Genomic DNA, 18,155 nt, shown 5'->3' with positions numbered 1-18,155 from the left:
TCCGTCAGCGTCAGCCCGTGACTGTGCTCCTGTCGCCCGTCGACCACGGCAAAGATAATCTTGCCGCCCGCCGTCACGCCGACAGCACTGCGCGGCGCACGCCCGTAGCGGATGTCGCCCGGGAACTCCTCCTCGCCTGCCGTCACGTGCACGCGTCCGTTCTCGACGAGACGTGGTCCCGCACCGACAATCTGCACGGCACGATCCCACATCGCCCCCGTCTCCTCTCGGAGCACGGTCGGGTCACCGACACGCGTCCCCGCCGCCGCGAACGCATCCATCGACGAACCATGCACGGAGACGACGTAGCCGTCCGAGGGAATCGCGGAGTCATTCGTGTTGATCTCCGCCACGCGTCCCTCGCGAATCACATATTCCAGACCGTACGGATTTGTCCCCGTCGTCCTGCCGTAGGCGCGGTTGTAGATGATGAGTCCGTTCTCACCGCGCTCGGCATTCACTCCCGAAACAGGCAGCGTGATCTGATCGATCTTCACCGTGCCGCTGTAGGAAACCGTGCCAAACACAAAGGAGTCGTCGGGCATCACGCCGAACGCACTGCGATCGTAGTAGGTCGTCCCGACAATCGTGCCGTCGATCTTCGTCACGCCGAGGATCTCACCGTTTGACGCAAAGTAGGACGCATTGATTGCCGCTAGCGCATTTGTATCGCGCGCAATGCCCGTCACGGTCTGCCGCCCCGGGATGATGCCGCGCGCGAGTGCGGGGCGTACGCTGTATTTCGCAGGATCTGCCTCGACAAAGTACGACGTCACCTGCCCGTCCTCATCCGCATAGATATACGTCCGCTGCATAAGCCCCGGCGCAATCGTTTCTTCCTTCAGAATTGGAAGCGCGGGCTTCTTCGGCTCTTTTGCCGCTGCATCCCCGCCCGTTCCCTGCGTTGCCGTCGCAGGCGCCGTCGGCTTTACAGGCGCGGGCACGGGCGTCGGCTCCGATGGATTCGTCCCCACAGGTGCAACGTCGAGGAAGACGCGCGCGGGATTCATCAGATTGCCGAGGTTGTATGCCATGCCCTGCGCCATCGTGATTGTCACATAGAAATGACCGCGCCGTGCAGCATAGGAGACGGAGTCGATGCGCTTTGTGCGCACGGGAATGCGCTTGAATGCCGCTGCATCCGTATCGGTAAAATCAAAGGTCAGCTCGCGCCCATCCTCGGAAAGACTGACGTGATAGATCGGCATCTCCGTGAAATCAAAGACGAGTCGGTCGTGATCTGCACCGCTCGACGTGCGCAGTGCGTTCAGCCCCGCTGCCCATGCATAGGAGGACGCCGTCAGCAGAAGTGCCGCCGCAAGCACCACAATTTTTTTCAACATACGCATAAAATACTCCAAACTAAAAGAATCATCCATACAACAGAAAAGGGGACGCTGCGCAGACAGCTTCCCCTTTGTAACTCCGTTATTGCTTCTCTCACCGTGTCTTGATTGTGAGCTGCTGATACATCATATCCGCAATGCCGATGCCGCCGCTCTTTGCCGCCGCGTTCATCATCTCCGTGTCGCGCATATCCTCGAAGATCTCAAGCGCGTTGGACTTCTTGCCAAAGAGCCCGCCCTCGGGCACCGTCGCACGCATCTGCTTATACATCATGCTGAGGAACATCGCCTCGAACCCCTCACACGCCTCGCGCAGCGCCTTCGCCTCGCGCTCCTCGGCGGTCACCGTGTTCTTCGGGACGTAGCCCGTTTCCTCTGTCTCTGGTGTTGCAGCAGCCTTGCGCTGCAGCTCGTCGAGCGTCGCCTGAAAGGACTTGCTCTCGGCACTCATGCGCGCCGCATCGTAGGAGGTCTGTGCCGCGCCGCCGAGCAGCGCATTGTCACCAATTGGCTGAATCGTCATGCTGTAACCACCTTAAACAATATCGAGTTCAGCGTGCAGTGCCCCTGCCGCCTTCATCGCCTGCAAGATCGAGATCGTATCGCGCGGGGTTGCCCCCACCGTATTGAGCGCGCCCACAATGTCGCTGATATTCGTCGTCGCGGGCAGGATGATCGTGCTGCCCTTGGAGTCCGTCACCTCGACGTCGGGGTTGTCCGTCACCACGGTATTGCCGTAGCTGAACGGTGCTGGCTGCGATACATCCGGATTCTCCTGAATGCGGATCGTGAGGCCGCCCTGCGTGATGGCAACCGTATCGACGGAGACATCGCCGCCCGCGATGATCGTCCCCGTGCGCTCGTTTACAATGACGCGCGCCATGTTGTCGGGACGAACCGGCAACTCTTCGATCGAGGCGACAAAGCCGACCACGTTCCCACGGAAGTAGGACGGAATCGCCACATCCACGCGTCCGGGGTTGCTCGCCTGTGCGATGCTCCCATACTGGGCGTTGATTGCGTCTGCGACGCGTGATGCCGTCGTAAAGTCGGGGCGCGCAAGGGAGAGCGAGAGCTGTCCGTTCGCACCGATCCCATCGTCCTCCACCGTGCGCTCGACAATGCCCGCATTCACAGCAATGCCAACCGTCGGGAACGCCTTCGACGTACTAGAGCCGCCGCTCGCCGCCGTAAAGCCGCCCGTGGAGACGCCGCCCTGCGCAACGACGTAGACCTCGCCGTTGCCCGCGCGCAACGGCGTCTGCAGCAGTGTGCCGCCGCGCAGACTCTTCGCATCGCCGATCGAGGAGACCGTCACATCGAGCGTATCGCCCTCACGCACGAACGGGGGCAGCGTCGCTGTCACCATGACAGCCGCGACGTTCTTGAGCTTGATCGAGCTGCTGCTCACAGTAATACCGTACGTGGTCAGCATATTCGCAATGGACTGCACCGTCTCCCCCGAGCTCGAGCCATCGCCCGTACCGTCAAGACCGACGACGAGCCCGTAGCCCATGAGCTGGTTGGAGCGCACGCCCTGCACCTTGGAGATATCCTTGATCCGCGTCACAGCGGAATCCGCCGAGGCGATCCCCGGCACAGCACTCAGGACAAGAGCAAGGAGGAGCAGAAGGATGGATGTTTTTCTCATAAAAGCGCCTCCCATTAGAATAGGAAGTTGAAGATCTGAGTCAGGATGCCCTGCCGCTGCTTCGCGTTGAGGGGTCCCTTGCCGTCAAAGCGCACGGTTGCGTCAGCGACGCGCGTCGAGAGAATCGTATTCGAGCTCGAGATGTCCTCGGGACGGCAGGTGCCGCGGAAGACAATCTTGTGCTCGTTGCGATTCTGCCAGATGGACTGCGTGCCTTCGAGGATAAAGTTGCCGTTCGGCGTCACATCCACAATCGTAACGGTCACATTGCCCGCAACGCGGTTCGAGGAGGAGGCCGATCCCTTTGCACTGAATTTATCTGACGAATTGGCAGATGCCGCCTGCAGGAAATCAAAGATGCCGATGCCCGCGCCAAGACTCACCGAGCCGCTCTTCTCGTTCGAAGAGTTCCGTGTCGCCGAGGTCGTTGTCGACTCACTGATGACAATCGTCACAATATCCCCAATCCCCGTCGCACGATGATCGGCAAACGGGCTCTTCGTCGGATGTCCGCTCGGATTGTTCCACAGGGATTCTGCCGAGACAGTGGGGACGAGGCTTGCCGTACACAATGCGGCAGCCAGCACTCCTGCAAGCCATTTTTGTTTACTCATATCGAACTCCTTATGGAAAATCATCCGATGACCCGCACGGTCGCGGCGTCGATCACCTTGCCGCGCAAGATCTTGCCCGAACGCACATTGCGCACGCGGATCTCATAGCCGATGCGTCCCGGCTCGAGCGCCACGCCCTCCGCGCGGATGACAATGCCGTTTGCATCCAGCACGAGTTCCACCGCATTGCCTGCACGGATGACGAGCGGCATGGCGAGCATCGAGGGAGTGATTGTCACATCCCTGCGGATATAGCGCCCCGCGACGCGTCCGTCCAGACGCGAAAAATCCGTGAGCGTCAGCTCGGGCAGCGTGTCCACAGCCCGCTCCTCAATGCGTGCGTTCTCCGCTGAGATTGGTGTCTCCGCACGGATGTCCGTCATCGCCACGAGAACGCGGTCGTAGACGGTCAGCCGATAGTAGCTCGTCGCCCGCCGGTTGAGAACACCGTCCACATAGACGGTAAAGAGGGCAGGAAACTCGCGGCCGTACGGCAGACCGCGCGGGAACTCCACGACGGCTGTCACCTCGCCCGGAGGGAGGTGCATCGTCGACGCGGCACGCTGCAGATGCAGCTCATGCCGCCGCGTCTCGCCCATCGCGCCGAGTCTTTCCTCGATCTTCTGCTCCGCGAGCGCCGAGAGCTGCGCCGTGGAGAGTATGATTGGGAAACGATCGCCCTGCGCGCCGTTGTATGTGGCGGCAAGCGCTGTGCCCGCCCACAGAAAAGCGAATAAGCCACTCCATAGGCATAGAATGGCTGTTATCGTGCTCCGTTGAAAAATCAACGCTTGAGCGAGTTTGCAATCTCGAGCATCGAATCCGATGTCGTGATTGCCTTCGAGTTGGACTCATAGGCGCGCTGGGAGACGATCATCTCGACCATTTCCTCAACGATCTGCACATTGCTCATCTCGAGCGTTCCCTGTGTGAGCGTACCCGCGCCGTCCACACCGGGGTTCGACTCGATTGCCTCGCCCGAGGCATCGGACACAACGAAGAGATTCTTACCGATGGAGGTGAGTCCTGCCGGATTGACAAAGCGCGCAAGCGTGATCTGCCCTGCCTCCTGCTGCTGGGTCTGCCCCGCCTCGCGGTAGGAGACACGCCCATCGCCGGAGATCGTGATGGAATCCAGCGGCGCATTCTGACCGATCGTAATGCCATCGGCGAGCAGATAGCCATCCGTCGTCACCATGCGGCGGTCACCGTCGAGCTTCCACGTACCGTCACGCGTGTATGCTGTCGTGCCGTCGGGCATCGTGACGCGGAAGAAGCCCTCGCCCTGGATGCCGATGTCCGTCGGATTGTCCGTCGTCTGCAGAGGACCCTGCGTAAAGACGCGCTGGGTCGCCGCCACGCGCGTGCCGAGACCGATCTGCAGCGCCGTCGGATACTGCGAGTCCGCGCCGTTCTGCGCCCCCGCCTCGCGGAGTGTCTGATAGACGAGATCCTGGAACTCCGCACGCACCTTCTTGCCGCCGTGGGTATTGACGTTCGCAATATTGTGCGCAACGATGTCCATATGCGTCTGCTGCGCCTTCATGCCGGACGCTGCAGACCAAAGTGCTCGCATCATAGTCGATATCCCCCTCCAAGGAATGATTACAGTTTTTCACTCTCTTATATCGAATAAAACGATTGATTTCTTAAATTATCTTAACTCGTGCGCCCGACCTCATTGACCGCCTTGTCGAGCAGCGTGTCCTGCGTCTGCACCGCCTTTGACCCCGCCTCATAGACGCGGTAGTTGTTGATGAGCTCGACCATCTCCGTGACAACGCTCGTATTCGACATCTCGAGCATGCCCTGCTCGATCGTGCCCGTCGCCTGCTGCGGCTGTGCGCCCTCCTGCGGACGGTAGAGGTTGTCCCCCTGCTTGATGACCGCATTTCTCCCATCAAACTGGACGAAGCCGAGCTGCGCGAGCTGTGCGCCGTCCGCATAAATGCGCCCGTCGCTCGTGATGTTCACGCGCTGCGCATCCGCCGGAATCGTGATCGAGCGCCCGCTCGAAGAGAGCACCGCCTGTCCGCGCATATTCTGCAGCTGCCCCGTCGCCGAGCGGTAGAATCCGCCGTCACGCGTGTAGCGCGGCCCGTCGGGGGTGTCAATAACGAAATACCCCTGCCCCGAGATAGCGAGGTCATACGTATTGCCCGTCGTCTGCATCGCTCCCTGCAGATGATCCGTTGCAATCTCATCCACGGCGGAACCGAGTCCGAGTGTGCCGACGCGCGGCGCTCTCTGACCGTCCACGCGGAAGCCCTTGAAGCTCGTCACCTTGGTATCAGCGGAGTTGTCATTGATGCGGCGCAGCAGCATCGGCTCAAACTCGCGGATTGCCATATCGTCGCGCTTATAGCCCGTCGTCGACGCATTCGCGAGGTTGTTCGCGATCATGTCTGTGTGTTTGGTCTCCGTAATCATACCGGACGCCGCGATATAGAGTCCTCTCCACATAATTCCATCCCTCTTTTTCCAGACAGTTGTTCACCTTTTATAATTTCGCTATAAAGAGCGTTTTTCCTGCTTTTATTTTTTCCGCCCAAAACTCGTATTCGTCGCCTTGCCGTCAAATTTATCGAAGATATCGAGCGCCTTGCCGCAGCCAAGTGCCACGCAGCTCATGGGCTCGTCTGCCACAACTGTAGGCGTGCCCGTCTCGCGCTGGATCAGCTCCGACATGCCGTAGAGCAGTGCTCCGCCGCCCGTCAACACGATGCCGCGATCCATGATATCCGCCGCGAGCTCCGGCGGTGTCTCCTCGAGCACCTTCTTCACGCAGTCCACAATACGCATGACTGAACTCTCGATGGCGGAGGAGGCCTGCGCCGTCGAGATCGTGATATTCTTTGGGAGCCCCGAGAGGAGATCCCGTCCGCGCACATCCATCTGCTCGCGGCGCGCTGCCGTATGCGCCGCGCCGACGCGCAGCTTGATATCCTCCGCTGTGCGCTCGCCGATGAGGAGGTTGAACTCGCGCTTGACATAGGCGATGATATCTTCGTCAAACGTATCGCCCGCGATGCGGATGCTCTCGCTCGTCACCACGCCGCCGAGGCTGATGACGGCGACATCCGTCGTCCCGCCGCCGATGTCGACGACCATCGAGCCCTGTGCCTCCACGATGTCGAGACCTGCGCCCATCGCCGCTGCAAGCGGCTCCTCAATGAGCTGGATGTGGCGCGCCCCCGCCTGCTCTGCCGCCTCCTGCACGGCACGCTGCTCCACCATCGTTACGCCCGAGGGGATGCAGATCATAATGCGCGGACGGAAGACAATGCTGCGCCCGACCACCTTTTCGATGAAGAAGCGCAACATGCTCTCCGTAATGTCATAGTCCGCGATGACGCCGTCGCGCAGCGGGCGAATTGCAACGATATTGCCGGGCGTGCGCCCAATCATCTGCCGCGCCTCCTCGCCGATTGCGAGCACCTGATTTGTATCGCGGTTCACCGCGACCACAGAGGGCTCTCTGAGAACGACCCCCTTGCCCTTGACATAGACGAGCACATTCGCCGTGCCAAGATCGATTCCTATATCCATTGACATACCGAACATCAGCGGCAAGCCTCCTAATTTTTCCAATCAACTGTCCGCAGCGGCTTCATCCACCGCTTGCGGCGGCACGGGAATAAGCGCTGCGCGGATCTCCTCGAGAGATTTTTCCAGCGAATCCCGATACTCCTCACGCAGCACTTCGTTATCCCATTTGCACTGCCGCCCATAGCTCAGGATGCCGTCGAGATAGGTCATCACCATCTCCGCGACATACGCGCGTGCGACCTCGCTTGCGGTTATGTAAGATTCCTTCGTCTGCAGCTCAAAGGCAATGCGGTCGATGTAGTGCTCGCCCTCGATCAGATAGGCAAGCGAGCGCAGACGCAGTCCTATCTCGCGGGCAACAACGGCGTCATTCGAACTGGATGAGCGATCCGCAGCAACCTTCTCAAAGATCGCCCACGCCTCATCGCAGAGTTTGCCCACTGCGTCGAGCATCTGATCGCGCGCGTGCTTCTTGCGCCAAAGCACATCCCGCACCGACGGTTTCTTCTGCGCTGCCATGACCTTCCCCCGATTCCGTTTGCATTTCTTTCTCATCTTTTTTATTATATGATTTTCGCCTGATATCGTCAATCTATAATTCTTCATCCGTGCGCTCCCTTGCATTTCCATATCCATTCAATGTAAAATAAAGGAGATGATTGGAACAAGGGAGGACATTATGTCTGAAATATTGAAAGAGGGGTCGCGCCTCCGCCTGCGCCGCGCAGAGCTTGCGGATGTCGACTATATCTGCGCCCTGCAGGAAGAAGCGGACAACAGCGACTATATCGTACCGTTCCCGCGCGACTTTCACGAGACGATCGTCACGCAGGGGCGCGCCGCAATGGACATCATCGTCGAGGAGCGGGAGAGCGGGGAGGCGGTCGGCTACCTCCACGTTACGGGGCTGCTCCTCGCCTCGAAGGAGCAGGAATGGACGCACGTCATCATTGGGAAGAAGGGTCTCGGCTACGGACACGAGGCGCTGAAACTGCTCAAGGCGTGGGCGTTCGAGGATATGGGCGCGCACCGCGCGTGGCTCGACTGCAAGGACTACAACGCGCGTGCCCTACACCTCTACGAGAGCGAGGGCATGGTGCGCGAGGCACTGATCCGCGAGACAATCCTGCATCGCGGCGTCTACGAGAACCTCATCGTGCTCGGCATCCTCGACCGCGAATATCACGCGCGCAAGCGTGCGGGGCTGGAACTATAAGAAAGGTGACGATTATGCAGAAAAGTGGAATCAAACGCGTATTTCTCATCGTGCTCGACAGCTTCGGCTGCGGTGCTGCGCCCGATGCGGCGGACTTCGGTGACGCCGCCTCGTGCAGTACGCTGCGCTCCGTCACAGAGAGCGGGCTCTTCCCCGCCGCAAATCTCACGCGGCTTGGACTCTACAACATCGACGGCGTGGGGACGGGCACGCCTGACGCAGCACCCATCGGCGCACATGCGCGCCTGCGCGAACTCTCGCGCGGCAAGGATACAACCATCGGGCACTGGGAGATGGCGGGCATCGTGCGCAGCGATCCCATGCCGACCTACCCCGACGGCTTTCCGCCCGAGGTCATTGCGCAGCTCGAGGCGGCGTTCGGGCGCAAGATACTCTGCAACAAGCCCTACTCAGGCACGGCGGTCATCCACGACTACGGGCAGGAGCACGAGGAGACGGGCGCGCTCATCGTCTACACCTCCGCCGACAGCGTGCTGCAGATTGCGGCACACGAGGAGCACGTCCCCGTGGAGGAGCTGTACGACTACTGCCGCAAGGCACGTGAGATCATGCAGGGCGCGCACGGCGTCGGGCGCATCATTGCGCGCCCCTTTGTCGGCACATATCCGAACTACACGCGCACGGCGCGCCGCCACGACTTCTCCCTCGACCCGACGGGCGATACGATACTCGACGCACTCAGCCGCGCGCAGTACGACGTGATCGGCATCGGCAAGATCTCGGACATCTTCGGCGGACGCGGGCTGACGCGCTCGCTCGGCGTCAACGAGTCGAACGCCGACGGCATGAAGAAAACTGCGGCGCTCCTCGCGGAGGACTTCACGGGGCTTGCCTTCGTCAACCTCGTGGACGGCGACATGATCTACGGGCACCGCCGCGATGTGCCCGGCTATGCGCGCGCCATGCAGGAGTTCGACGATTGGCTCGCGGACTTCCTCCCCGCCATGCGCGCGGACGACGTGCTCATGATTACGGCGGATCACGGCTGCGACCCGGGTGCCGAGGGCACGGATCACACGCGCGAATACGTCCCGCTCCTCGTCTACGGAGAGAAGATCGCACCCGTGAACCTCGGCACGTATCCTACGTTCGCGATGATTGGCGCAACGATTGCCGATATATTTGGAGCGGAGCTGACGACAAAGGGCGAGAGCTTCCTGCCGCGCATTTTGAGATAGGAGCTTTCCTATGAATTGTATGACATCATCACGAAGAAAAAGCACGACGCAGGACGCACGCGCGAACAAGCGCATCTACGGCGCTGTCGAGGCGGAGGGTCGGCATGAACGATAACGAACTCATTGCACGCGCGGCAGAGTTTCGCCGCCATGCCTACGCCCCCTATTCCTCCTTTGCCGTCGGCGCAGCCCTCCTCGCACGGAGCGGCAGGGTCTACGGCGGCGTCAACGTCGAGAACGCCTCCTATCCTGTCGGCATCTGCGCCGAGCGCGCGGCAATCGCCGCCGCTGTCACAGCGGGCGAGAGAGAGTTTGAGGCGCTTGCCGTCATTGCGGACAGCCCCGCGCCATGCGCGCCCTGCGGCATGTGCCGCCAGATGCTCATGGAGTTCCCCGTCGCGCGCATCATCCTCGCCAATACAGAGGGTGCCGTACGCGTACTCACACCTGCCGAACTGCTCCCGCACGCCTTTGGGGCGGCGGCTCTGCCCACAAAGGAGCTCTCCGATGAAAATACTGATTGTTGACGACTCGCGCCTCGTGCGCATCAAGCTCAAGGCGGAGCTCTTTGACCGCGGACACACCGTCATTGAGGCGCGCGATGGTGAGGAGGCGCTGCGGCGCATTGCGGACAAGAATCCCGATGCCGTCTTTCTCGACATCATCCTGCCAAAGCTCGACGGCTGCACCGTCCTGCGCAGTCTGCGCAGGACACATCCAAAGCTCCCCGTTGTCATGCTCTCAACAGCTGCCAGTGAGGAGAACATTGCCTGTGCAAATGAGCACAACGCGCTCATGTTCATCCAGAAACCCTACGCCGACGACGAGATCACGGCGGCGCTCGCCAAGATGCGGCAGGCTGTGGAGGACCAATGAGCGAATTTTATCAGCGCTATACCGATATATTCCTCACAGGGATCGCCGACTACGCGCGCGTAACGGCACTCTGCACGCCGGATGAAAAGGAAGTCTGCTATATCACCATATCCCAGCGCCTTGAAGCGAACGGCAGCCCCCTCATCGTCAGCATCGGCACCTGCGTCGGCGCATTCTACGCACTCGCGAGCGGCTACAGTGGTGTCTCCCTGTACGGCATGGACGAGCTTGCCGTCGATGCTGTCGGCGAGCTCTTCAACGTCATCAACGGCCATTTCTCCTCCGCCATGCGCGCAGACGGATGCGCCGTCTTCATCATCGACCCGCCGCGCCACTACGACGGCGCAGCAGAGCCAAACATCGTGGCGTTCTCGCAGTTCTTCACCAGCACCATCGGCAATATGCGCCTGATGGCGGCACATGAAGAATTCCTTGCCGCACAGTCGCATTGAATTTAGGAAGCACTGATAAATTCAGTCCCGCTGTCTTGACGCATCTTTTTCGCCCTGCCATCATCAACAAATCCTCCACAGAGCACCACTCTGCGTCCGGTTTGTTTCCTCGGCAGGACAAAAAATCTACTGCCAATCCAGAGAACTTCATTTTATCAGTGATTCCTTCATTTTTGAAAGGAGCATTCCTTGACCATATTCTCGCATACATTCAACCTCGACACCCTCGTCGAGCTTCTGATCGTCCCCGTCGGCATTGTCGTCGCAGCACTCACCGTCGGCATCATCGCCGACCGCCTCATCCGCCGCTACATCAATCACCATCTCGACGTGGAGGAGAGCACGTGGAAATGCGTCTTCGTCCGCTCCATGCACGGCGTACCGATCTTCTTCAGCTTCATCATCGGTCTCTACTGGGCGATCGATGCCGTGGAGATCTCGCCAACGCTCACAAAGCTGCTCTCATATATTCTCTTTACCAGCAATGTCTTCTCCATCACGCGCGTCCTGGCGCGTACCGTCGACGGTGTTGTCACCATGTACTTCGAACGCTCGGGTAGAAACCTGCCCAAGACAACGCTGCTCAACAGCATCCTCATCGGGGTCATCTACGCCATGGGGCTGCTCGTCATCCTCCAGTACTACGGCATCTCCATCGCGCCGATCCTGACGGCGGCGGGCGTCGGCGGCATGGCGGTCGCCCTTGCCCTGCAGGAGATGCTTGCCAATATCTTCTCCGGTCTCCACCTCATCCTCTCCAAGCAGCTACGCATCGGCGACTACATCAAACTCGGCTCGGGCGAGGAGGGCCGCGTCACGGACATCACATGGCGCTTCACCACCATCATCCCCATCGGCGCGAGTAACACCATCGTCATTCCGAACAAGACCATCGCGGGTGCGAACATCACGAATTACAGCCTGCCTACACTGAACATCAACGTCAGCGTCCCCGTCGGCGTCGCGTATGACAGCGACCTCGCCATGGTCGAGCGCGTCACCATCGAGACGGCGAAGGAAGTCCTCGCGCGTGTGGATAACAATCTGACCGCGAATCCGCTTGTCCTCTATACAGACTTCGGTGCGTCCTCCATCAACTTCAATGTGATCCTGCCGTCGAGCATGTTCGACCATCAGGGCATCATCAAGCACGAGTTCATCAAGGCACTCACCGACCGCTACCGCGCGGAGGGCATCGACATCCCCTATCCCATCCAGACCATCATTCAGGAGCAGGATGAGGCGGCAGACAGCGATCCACAGAAAAACAAGACCAACTAAACCACATATATTATCCACATCATCCACAGATTCTCCCTAGGGAAACTGTGGATAACTTTTTCTACGCATCGTGCCCACCGCGCCTTTTGCCATCTGCATTTTCCCCAAAAACCGCCCCGATTTCCGAAAAATCCCTGTTGATAAGTCTGTGCACAAACAACTAGATATAGATTTACTATTGACGAGTACCCACTAGATGTTGTATAATCCTCACGAAACGGCGGTGAACCGCCATGGAAGAAAACGCGCCGTCAGCGCGCGCGAAAAAAGGAGAATGCAGCATGATTGTCAACGATATCAACGTCACGGTAAACGGCCTCTCGGACATCACCCCGCACGAGGTTGAGAACTACATTGCATACATCGAGGGTCAGACCCACGAGAAGCTGGATCGCCTCTCCATCACGGGAACCGACGACGGTCGTGTCACCCTCGGCTACGAGATGCGCCAACCGAAGTTCGAGCGCGTGCGCCGCATCACGGGCTACCTCGTCGGCACCACGGATCGCTGGAACAATGCAAAGCAGGCCGAGGAGCATGAGCGTGTCAAGCACGGACTCCACTGAGATCCACATCTCGGGGATTGCACGCGACTCCATCGTCGACGGCGAGGGCATACGGCTCACGGTATTCACGCAGGGCTGTCCGCGCCGCTGTCCGGGCTGTCACAATCCGGACACGCAGCCGCGCACGGGCGGACGCATGACGACCGTCGGCGCAGTGCTCGCACAGCTTGACGAGAATCCACTCCTCACAGGGCTCACCCTCAGCGGCGGTGAGCCCTTCTTGCAGCCCGCCGCCCTGCTCCCACTCGCACGCGGAGCGCATGCGCGGGGACTGGACGTATGGAGCTACACGGGCTACACCCTCGAGGAGCTGCGTGCGCAGAAGAGTCCCGCCGTGGATGCCCTGCTCGACGAGCTCGACGTACTCGTCGACGGCGACTACCGCGAGGAGGAGCGCGATCTCACACTGCACTTTCGCGGCTCGCGCAACCAGCGTGTCATCGACCTCGCCGCAACGCGCGCGACAGGTACGCTCACACTTTTATACGCAGACGAATAACAGGGAATCGGTTTTCATGCCGATTCCCTGTTTTTATAGCTATGTTATTTATGCTCCGAGCATACTTCCCACAATGATGCCGATGTACGTCCCGATGGCGTAGCCGAACGTGCCGACCAGCATCGCAGGTCCCACGAGGCGTGTCCAGCCCTGCGAGATCGCCATGCCCGCCGCCGTCGTCGGCCCGCCGATATTCGCATTCGAGGCGATGAGAATGTCCTCGAGCGGGAAGTTCAGAATCTTGCCCCCAACGAGGCAGAAGAGCATATTCACAGCCACCATGATGAGGCAGAATACGAGAAGCAGGGGCGCATTCATCAGAATCTCCATGATGGACGCAGGAACGCCGATGATGAAGAAGAACATATAGATGAACAGTGTCCCGATCTCCTGTGCACCGTGCATGGAGCTCGCCTGTTTTTCAAAGAAGCTGGCAAATCCTACCGAGAGCACTGTGAGCCAGACGTATTGACTGCCGAGGAAGGCGCTGCACATCTTTGCCAACCAGCCGCCATCCGGCGGGACGAGGGTCACAAACACCCCGCCGATTGCCTTGGAGACCGTCACGACGATGACGGTATAGGTAAGGCACATGGCGATGTCGCGGAGAGACACATCCTTACGCCCCCAGTACGCCGCCGCGAGCGTCTTGCCCTCCTCCGACACGCCCTTTTCCTCCACCTCGTCGATGAGGGGATGCTCGTAGAACCGCCGAACGAAGGCGTTGCCCGCCACCCCGAGCAGGATGAGAAAGTAGATCGCCATGTTGAGATTATCGGCGACAATGGCCGAGGAGAGGAGTGTCCCGCTCACCTTGAACGCATCCGCGAGCGCTGCAAAGTTGACGCTACCGCCGATGTAGGAGCCGGTCATCATCGCCGCCACCTTGGGCAGCCCCTCAATCGAGTTCTGGAGAAGCGCACAGCCGATCACCGCCCCTGCGATTGTCCCGAATGAGCCGATGATGAAGATGGCCAGCAGCTGTCCCGTCTCACGCCAGATCTTGCGGATATTGGTCTGAAACAGCAGCAGCGGAATCGCTGCGGGAACAATATAGCCCCAGACAACATCGTCGTAGAGCGGCGCAGAGGACGGAATGACACCCGTATTGACGAGGATCAGTGCGATCACGATCGCGATGACCGCCCCTGTGACGCGCGACGCCCAGCGATAGCGCTGCTCGAGATAGATGGAGGCGGCGACCGCCGCCATCATAACGGACATGAGCGCCCATGTGTTATCCGAATGAATCAATGAATCCATATGAACTCCTATCCTTTAGGGAAATATTGCCAAAATCAACCCACCCATCGCAATCATTGCGATCGCGACACCGTGCATGAAGCTCACGCGCTCGCCGAAGATGAGGATTGCGATGAGGACGGCAAAGACGACGCTCAGCTTGTCGATCGGAGCCACCTGCGTCACCGCGCCGTCCTTGAGTGCCATGAAGTAAAAGAGCCACGAGAGCGCGCCCGCGATGCCGCTGAGTGCAACGAAGAGCAGCGCCTTCTTGTCCGCGAACACCTGCGGCAGATCGGCAGTGTGCCCCTCCGCGATGACGACACCGACGAGGAACACCGCCATGATGACGGCACGCACCGCCGTTGCGGCGCTGCTGTCGAGCCCCGCAACACCCACCTTGCCGAAGATGGACACAAACGCAGCGCACAGCGCCGAGAGCAGCGCATAGATCAGCCATGTACTCATGCAGACCCCCCTCTCAAAAAAGCGCGTTTAGTATAGCATTATTTGACCTTTGCCGCAAACGCTTCTTTCAAAATATCTGCAAATCGTGTAAAATGAGCAAAAAAGATGCGTCAAGGTGATCGGGCTGAATTTATCAGGGATTCCAGAGGAGGAATGTTATGATACGAAGAGCAGAGGAGCGCGATGTAGCGGACATCCTGCGCGTCTACGCAGCGGCGCGCGCCTTTATGCGCGCCTCCGGCAATCACGCACAATGGACGAACGGCTATCCATCCGAGGAAATTGTTCGCAGTGATATTGCACGCGGAATTAGCTGGGTGCTGGAAAATGAGGAGCATCTCGCCGCCGTCTTTGCCCTCATTCCGGGCGACGATCCGACGTATGCACACATCGAGGGGGCATGGCGCGACGACTCCCCCTATGCCACGATTCACCGTGCGGGCAGCGACGGAACGGAACGCGGTACATTCCGCGCCATACTCGCCTTCGCACGTGCGCAGCATGAGCACCTGCGCGCCGACACCCACGCGGACAACATCCCCATGCAGAACTGTCTGCAAAAGAGTGGCTTTATCTACTGCGGCATCATCTATCTCGCCAGCGGAGATCCGCGCCGCGCCTACGAGTGGAGCAGCGGCAGATGAGTCAAAACTGTGTATATTTAGGAGAGAACATCTATGGCAATTATCTTTTATCCAAGCTGCAAAATTCAGGCGGACTTCCCTGCCGAGAGTGCAGCCGTGCGCCGCTACCTCGAGGAACGGCACGGGGTACAGACGGCAGGCTGCTGCCGCCCGCATCACCCCAAACTGACACCGGAAGATCACGCAATCGTGCTATGCAACAACTGCGCCAATATCGTCGAGGAGAGTTCCAAGGCGGGTGCATTCACCTATGTCTGGGAGCTGATTGATCGGGATGCGGATTTCCCCTTCCCAGACTATGGCGGCGAGCGCATGACTGTGCAGGACTGCTGGGCGGCGGTGGAGCGGCGCGGGATGCAGGAGGCGATTCGCTCCCTCCTGCGCAAGATGAACGTGACCATCGTCGAACAGGAGGAGAACTTTGACAAGACCCGTTTTCACGGGCCTGCACTGCTCGCACCCTGCTTTCCCGGCAACGCGAAACTCATCCCGCGCCGCTACGAAAACGGCAATTCCCCCATGTTCACCCCCATGACGGAGGAGGAACAGCACGCCTACTTCCAGCGGCACGCACAGAAGCTGCCGACGGAGAAGGCCGTCTGCTCGTGCAAATACTGCCGTGACGGCATTGACGCGTGTGGCAAGACAGGTGTTCACATCCTCCAACTGCTCTTTCCGATAAAGGAATCGCTGATAAAATGAAGTCCGTCGTATTGGTGCAGATTTTTTGTCCTGTCAAGGAGACAAACCGGACGCATAGCTGTCCGCTATGTGGAAGATTTGTCGACACAGACAGGGCGAAAAAGATGTGCTAAGACGGCGGTGCTGAATTTGTCAGTGCTTCCTTAAGATAGGAGAATCCACATGATCGAATGTCTCACCGTCGGCGACATGATCCCGACAAACGCCTTCTTCTACATTGACGACGCGACGCAGCACGGCTTCCTCATCGACGCGGGCGCGGACGGCGACTACCTCGCCGCGCACGCGGAGACAAAGGGCTGGACGATCGAGCGCCTGCTCCTCACGCACTGCCATTTCGACCACATCGGCGGCGCGGAGGAGTTCTCCCTGCGCGCGGGCGCGCCCATCTACGCCGCCGAGGACAGCCCGCGCTACTACAGCGACCCGAACTGGAACCTCTCGCTCTGGAGCGGCGGCGCAATCCGCCTCACGGATGTCACGACGTTTGCAGACCGTGAGATCATCACGCTTGCGGCAAATCCCGAGATGTCGCTCGAGGTGCGCTATACGCCGGGACATACGACGGACTCCTGCATTTTCTACAGCGCACGTGACGGCGTGGCGTTCGTCGGCGATACCATCTTTTTCGCGAGCGTCGGGCGCACAGACTTCCCCGGCGGCGATGAGCGCACGCTCTGGGACAGCATTGTGCGCGAGGTATTCAGCCTGCCGCCCGAAACTGTCCTCTACTCGGGGCACACGGAGGAGACGACCGTCGGTGCGGAGATGGAGCGTTACCGCGCATGAACTACGCCGACTTCATGGCATCGCTCGCAAAAGGGGAGCTCCCGCACATCTTCCTGCTCGCGGGGGAGGAGAGCTACTATCGGCGGCGTGCCGAGGAGGCAATCCTGCGCCGCCTCCTGCCCGCTGCGGAGGATCGCGCGGACGCGCTCATCCGCTACGAGGAGATGCCGCCCGTCGACGTGCTGATGGAGTCGCTCGAGACCGCGCCCTTCTTCACGGAGCGGATTGTCGTCCTCGTGCGCGACGCCGCCATCTTTCGCGCGGGGAAAAAGGCAGCCGAGGAGGATGCGGATGCCCCCGCGCCCAAGGACACGGGCGCAGAGCGACTGCTCCCCCTCCTCGCCGATCTGCCGCCGACGACGTACGTCATCTTCGCACTCGCGGCAAAGCCCGACAAGCGGCGCAAGCTCTATCAGACGGTCGAAAAATACGGGCGTGTCCTCGACTGCGAGCCCGTGCGCGCGTGGAATGTGGAGGGCTGGCTGAACGCGCGTCTGCGCGAGCTGGGACGCTCCATGCACCCCAAGGCGCGCGCATTCTTTCTGAACGTCGTCGGCATCATGCCCACGATATCCCTCGAGTTCCTCGACCGTCAGCTCGAAAAGCTCATGCTCTACACGGACAGCGCGCAGTTCTCCGAGGACGATCTGCGCGCGGCATTCTCCGAGATGCCCGAGGTGTCCGTCTTCGCTCTCATGGATGCCGTGAGCGCACGCGATGTGCGGCGCGCCTTGGGTCTCCTCGCACGATGCCGTGCGGACGGGATTCACTTCACCGTCCTGCTCGCCCTCCTCGTGCGCCACGTCCGCCAGCTCTGGCAGGCAAAGCGCCTCCTCACGCGCGGCACGCCGCCGAAGGGACTCGGCAAGCTCATGGGGCTCCATCCCTTCATCGCGGAGAAACTCGGCAATCACGCGCGGGGCTTCTCCGAGGCAACGCTCTCGGATGCCGTCCTCGCCCTCGCCGACGCCGACTATCTGCTGAAAACGGGACAGGCGGGCGACGAACTGCTCGAGGATGTCGTGATTCGGCTGTGCAGGAAATAAATAAGGGATGTTGTA

23 protein-coding genes and 1 pseudogene are annotated in these 18,155 nt (G+C 60.0%); 13 read left to right on the top strand and 11 right to left on the bottom strand.

Annotated features, from left to right (window positions below):
• The 9 genes from AXF19_RS05865 to AXF19_RS05825 all read right to left on the bottom strand — a co-directional run.
• A partial coding sequence (locus AXF19_RS05865; protein ID WP_237141716.1) for a phosphodiester glycosidase family protein occupies positions 1 to 1,349 on the bottom strand: 1,349 nt, incomplete at its 3' end.
• A gap of 91 nt (positions 1,350 to 1,440) precedes the next feature.
• Complete coding sequence (locus AXF19_RS05860) at positions 1,441 to 1,869, bottom strand: rod-binding protein (RefSeq protein ID WP_066846324.1); 429 nt, start codon at positions 1,867 to 1,869, stop codon at positions 1,441 to 1,443.
• Positions 1,870 to 1,881: 12 nt separating this feature from the next.
• Positions 1,882 to 2,997: a flagellar basal body P-ring protein FlgI gene (locus AXF19_RS05855; RefSeq protein ID WP_066846321.1), complete on the bottom strand. Its 1,116-nt coding sequence runs from the start codon at positions 2,995 to 2,997 to the stop codon at positions 1,882 to 1,884.
• A gap of 14 nt (positions 2,998 to 3,011) precedes the next feature.
• Complete coding sequence (locus AXF19_RS05850; protein ID WP_066846319.1) at positions 3,012 to 3,611, bottom strand: flagellar basal body L-ring protein FlgH; 600 nt, start codon at positions 3,609 to 3,611, stop codon at positions 3,012 to 3,014.
• 20 nt (positions 3,612 to 3,631) lie between these two features.
• A complete protein-coding gene (gene flgA, locus AXF19_RS05845) occupies positions 3,632 to 4,399 on the bottom strand; it encodes a flagellar basal body P-ring formation chaperone FlgA (RefSeq protein WP_066846317.1) in 768 nt (255 codons plus the stop codon).
• Entirely contained in the window at positions 4,396 to 5,190 is a 795-nt protein-coding gene (gene flgG / locus AXF19_RS05840; RefSeq protein ID WP_066846314.1) for a flagellar basal-body rod protein FlgG, read from the bottom strand. Before flgG ends, flgA begins: the two co-directional genes overlap by 4 nt.
• 80 nt (positions 5,191 to 5,270) lie before the next feature.
• Positions 5,271 to 6,074 carry a flagellar basal-body rod protein FlgF gene (gene flgF, locus AXF19_RS05835; RefSeq protein ID WP_066846311.1) on the bottom strand — a complete coding sequence of 268 codons (804 nt, stop codon included), beginning with the start codon at positions 6,072 to 6,074 and terminating at the stop codon, positions 5,271 to 5,273.
• Between the two features lie 72 nt (positions 6,075 to 6,146).
• Positions 6,147 to 7,175 (bottom strand): rod shape-determining protein, encoded by a 1,029-nt coding sequence (locus tag AXF19_RS05830; RefSeq protein ID WP_066846308.1) that lies wholly within the window; start codon positions 7,173 to 7,175, stop codon positions 6,147 to 6,149.
• 27 nt (positions 7,176 to 7,202) lie between these two features.
• Positions 7,203 to 7,679, bottom strand: a complete 477-nt coding sequence (locus AXF19_RS05825; protein WP_066846305.1) for a hypothetical protein — start codon at positions 7,677 to 7,679, stop codon at positions 7,203 to 7,205.
• Between the two features lie 160 nt (positions 7,680 to 7,839).
• On the opposite strand from AXF19_RS05825, the gene AXF19_RS05820 reads away from it, so the two are divergent.
• From AXF19_RS05820 to nrdG, 8 genes are all read left to right on the top strand, one after another.
• The gene (locus AXF19_RS05820) at positions 7,840 to 8,376 is read left to right on the top strand and encodes a GNAT family N-acetyltransferase (protein ID WP_066846302.1); all 537 of its coding nucleotides are present in this window, start codon (positions 7,840 to 7,842) and stop codon (positions 8,374 to 8,376) included.
• A 14-nt stretch (positions 8,377 to 8,390) separates the two neighbouring features.
• Entirely contained in the window at positions 8,391 to 9,575 is a 1,185-nt protein-coding gene (locus AXF19_RS05815; protein ID WP_066846300.1) for a phosphopentomutase, read from the top strand.
• Positions 9,576 to 9,679: 104 nt separating this feature from the next.
• Positions 9,680 to 10,102 (top strand): cytidine deaminase, encoded by a 423-nt coding sequence (locus AXF19_RS05810; RefSeq protein WP_066846298.1) that lies wholly within the window; start codon positions 9,680 to 9,682, stop codon positions 10,100 to 10,102.
• Entirely contained in the window at positions 10,083 to 10,451 is a 369-nt protein-coding gene (locus tag AXF19_RS05805; protein ID WP_066846296.1) for a response regulator, read from the top strand. The genes AXF19_RS05810 and AXF19_RS05805 overlap by 20 nt, the downstream gene beginning before the upstream one ends.
• A complete protein-coding gene (locus AXF19_RS05800; RefSeq protein ID WP_066846294.1) occupies positions 10,448 to 10,903 on the top strand; it encodes a hypothetical protein in 456 nt (151 codons plus the stop codon). Before AXF19_RS05805 ends, AXF19_RS05800 begins: the two co-directional genes overlap by 4 nt.
• 189 nt (positions 10,904 to 11,092) lie before the next feature.
• Positions 11,093 to 12,184, top strand: coding sequence for a mechanosensitive ion channel family protein (locus AXF19_RS05795; RefSeq protein WP_066846291.1), 1,092 nt, complete (start codon positions 11,093 to 11,095; stop codon positions 12,182 to 12,184).
• A 281-nt stretch (positions 12,185 to 12,465) separates the two neighbouring features.
• Complete coding sequence (gene nrdD, locus AXF19_RS05790) at positions 12,466 to 12,750, top strand: anaerobic ribonucleoside-triphosphate reductase (protein WP_006304909.1); 285 nt, start codon at positions 12,466 to 12,468, stop codon at positions 12,748 to 12,750.
• A complete protein-coding gene (gene nrdG, locus AXF19_RS05785) occupies positions 12,722 to 13,249 on the top strand; it encodes an anaerobic ribonucleoside-triphosphate reductase activating protein (protein WP_066846288.1) in 528 nt (175 codons plus the stop codon). Before nrdD ends, nrdG begins: the two co-directional genes overlap by 29 nt.
• A 48-nt stretch (positions 13,250 to 13,297) precedes the next feature.
• On the opposite strand, the gene AXF19_RS05780 is transcribed toward nrdG, so the two are convergent.
• Positions 13,298 to 14,512 carry a DUF819 family protein gene (locus AXF19_RS05780; RefSeq protein WP_066846285.1) on the bottom strand — a complete coding sequence of 405 codons (1,215 nt, stop codon included), beginning with the start codon at positions 14,510 to 14,512 and terminating at the stop codon, positions 13,298 to 13,300.
• A 15-nt stretch (positions 14,513 to 14,527) separates the two neighbouring features.
• Complete coding sequence (locus AXF19_RS05775) at positions 14,528 to 14,959, bottom strand: EamA family transporter (RefSeq protein WP_066846282.1); 432 nt, start codon at positions 14,957 to 14,959, stop codon at positions 14,528 to 14,530.
• Positions 14,960 to 15,117: 158 nt separating this feature from the next.
• On the opposite strand from AXF19_RS05775, the gene AXF19_RS05770 reads away from it, so the two are divergent.
• The 5 genes and pseudogenes from AXF19_RS05770 (at position 15,118) to holA (ending at position 18,140) form a co-directional block, all read left to right on the top strand.
• Positions 15,118 to 15,603 carry an acetyltransferase gene (locus AXF19_RS05770; RefSeq protein WP_066846279.1) on the top strand — a complete coding sequence of 162 codons (486 nt, stop codon included), beginning with the start codon at positions 15,118 to 15,120 and terminating at the stop codon, positions 15,601 to 15,603.
• A gap of 33 nt (positions 15,604 to 15,636) precedes the next feature.
• Positions 15,637 to 16,305, top strand: coding sequence for a hypothetical protein (locus AXF19_RS05765; RefSeq protein ID WP_066846276.1), 669 nt, complete (start codon positions 15,637 to 15,639; stop codon positions 16,303 to 16,305).
• Positions 16,302 to 16,452: pseudogene (locus tag AXF19_RS15240) on the top strand (secretion protein HlyD). The gene AXF19_RS05765 and the pseudogene AXF19_RS15240 overlap by 4 nt, the downstream one beginning before the upstream one ends.
• Positions 16,453 to 16,467: 15 nt before the next feature.
• Entirely contained in the window at positions 16,468 to 17,094 is a 627-nt protein-coding gene (locus tag AXF19_RS05760; protein WP_066846271.1) for an MBL fold metallo-hydrolase, read from the top strand.
• Positions 17,091 to 18,140: a DNA polymerase III subunit delta gene (gene holA, locus AXF19_RS05755; protein WP_066846262.1), complete on the top strand. Its 1,050-nt coding sequence runs from the start codon at positions 17,091 to 17,093 to the stop codon at positions 18,138 to 18,140. Before AXF19_RS05760 ends, holA begins: the two co-directional genes overlap by 4 nt.
• Positions 18,141 to 18,155 lie beyond the last annotated feature (15 nt).

Origin of the sequence: Selenomonas sp. oral taxon 126 (genome assembly GCF_001683335.1) — a bacterium.
GTDB lineage: Bacteria > Bacillota > Negativicutes > Selenomonadales > Selenomonadaceae > Centipeda.
The sequence above is the reverse complement of the archived record's forward strand: the minus strand, read 5'-3'. Positions and strand labels throughout refer to the sequence as shown.

Bases quoted from the DNA above. Each gene is read 5' to 3' on its own strand.
- AXF19_RS05810 (WP_066846298.1), top strand. From the start codon at position 9,680: ATGAACGATAACGAACTCATTGCACGCGCGGCAGAGTTTCGCCGCCAT.
- nrdD (WP_006304909.1), top strand. From the start codon at position 12,466: ATGATTGTCAACGATATCAACGTCACGGTAAACGGCCTCTCGGACATC.
- AXF19_RS05820 (WP_066846302.1), top strand. From the start codon at position 7,840: ATGTCTGAAATATTGAAAGAGGGGTCGCGCCTCCGCCTGCGCCGCGCA.
- AXF19_RS05855 (WP_066846321.1), bottom strand. From the start codon at position 2,997: ATGAGAAAAACATCCATCCTTCTGCTCCTCCTTGCTCTTGTCCTGAGT.
- AXF19_RS05800 (WP_066846294.1), top strand. From the start codon at position 10,448: ATGAGCGAATTTTATCAGCGCTATACCGATATATTCCTCACAGGGATC.
- AXF19_RS05760 (WP_066846271.1), top strand. From the start codon at position 16,468: ATGATCGAATGTCTCACCGTCGGCGACATGATCCCGACAAACGCCTTC.
- flgF (WP_066846311.1), bottom strand. From the start codon at position 6,074: ATGTGGAGAGGACTCTATATCGCGGCGTCCGGTATGATTACGGAGACC.
- AXF19_RS05815 (WP_066846300.1), top strand. From the start codon at position 8,391: ATGCAGAAAAGTGGAATCAAACGCGTATTTCTCATCGTGCTCGACAGC.
- AXF19_RS05830 (WP_066846308.1), bottom strand. From the start codon at position 7,175: ATGTTCGGTATGTCAATGGATATAGGAATCGATCTTGGCACGGCGAAT.
- holA (WP_066846262.1), top strand. From the start codon at position 17,091: ATGAACTACGCCGACTTCATGGCATCGCTCGCAAAAGGGGAGCTCCCG.
- AXF19_RS05860 (WP_066846324.1), bottom strand. From the start codon at position 1,869: ATGACGATTCAGCCAATTGGTGACAATGCGCTGCTCGGCGGCGCGGCA.
- AXF19_RS05765 (WP_066846276.1), top strand. From the start codon at position 15,637: ATGGCAATTATCTTTTATCCAAGCTGCAAAATTCAGGCGGACTTCCCT.
- AXF19_RS05770 (WP_066846279.1), top strand. From the start codon at position 15,118: ATGATACGAAGAGCAGAGGAGCGCGATGTAGCGGACATCCTGCGCGTC.
- nrdG (WP_066846288.1), top strand. From the start codon at position 12,722: ATGAGCGTGTCAAGCACGGACTCCACTGAGATCCACATCTCGGGGATT.
- AXF19_RS05780 (WP_066846285.1), bottom strand. From the start codon at position 14,512: ATGGATTCATTGATTCATTCGGATAACACATGGGCGCTCATGTCCGTT.
- flgG (WP_066846314.1), bottom strand. From the start codon at position 5,190: ATGATGCGAGCACTTTGGTCTGCAGCGTCCGGCATGAAGGCGCAGCAG.
- AXF19_RS05775 (WP_066846282.1), bottom strand. From the start codon at position 14,959: ATGAGTACATGGCTGATCTATGCGCTGCTCTCGGCGCTGTGCGCTGCG.
- AXF19_RS05805 (WP_066846296.1), top strand. From the start codon at position 10,083: ATGAAAATACTGATTGTTGACGACTCGCGCCTCGTGCGCATCAAGCTC.
- AXF19_RS05825 (WP_066846305.1), bottom strand. From the start codon at position 7,679: ATGGCAGCGCAGAAGAAACCGTCGGTGCGGGATGTGCTTTGGCGCAAG.
- AXF19_RS05850 (WP_066846319.1), bottom strand. From the start codon at position 3,611: ATGAGTAAACAAAAATGGCTTGCAGGAGTGCTGGCTGCCGCATTGTGT.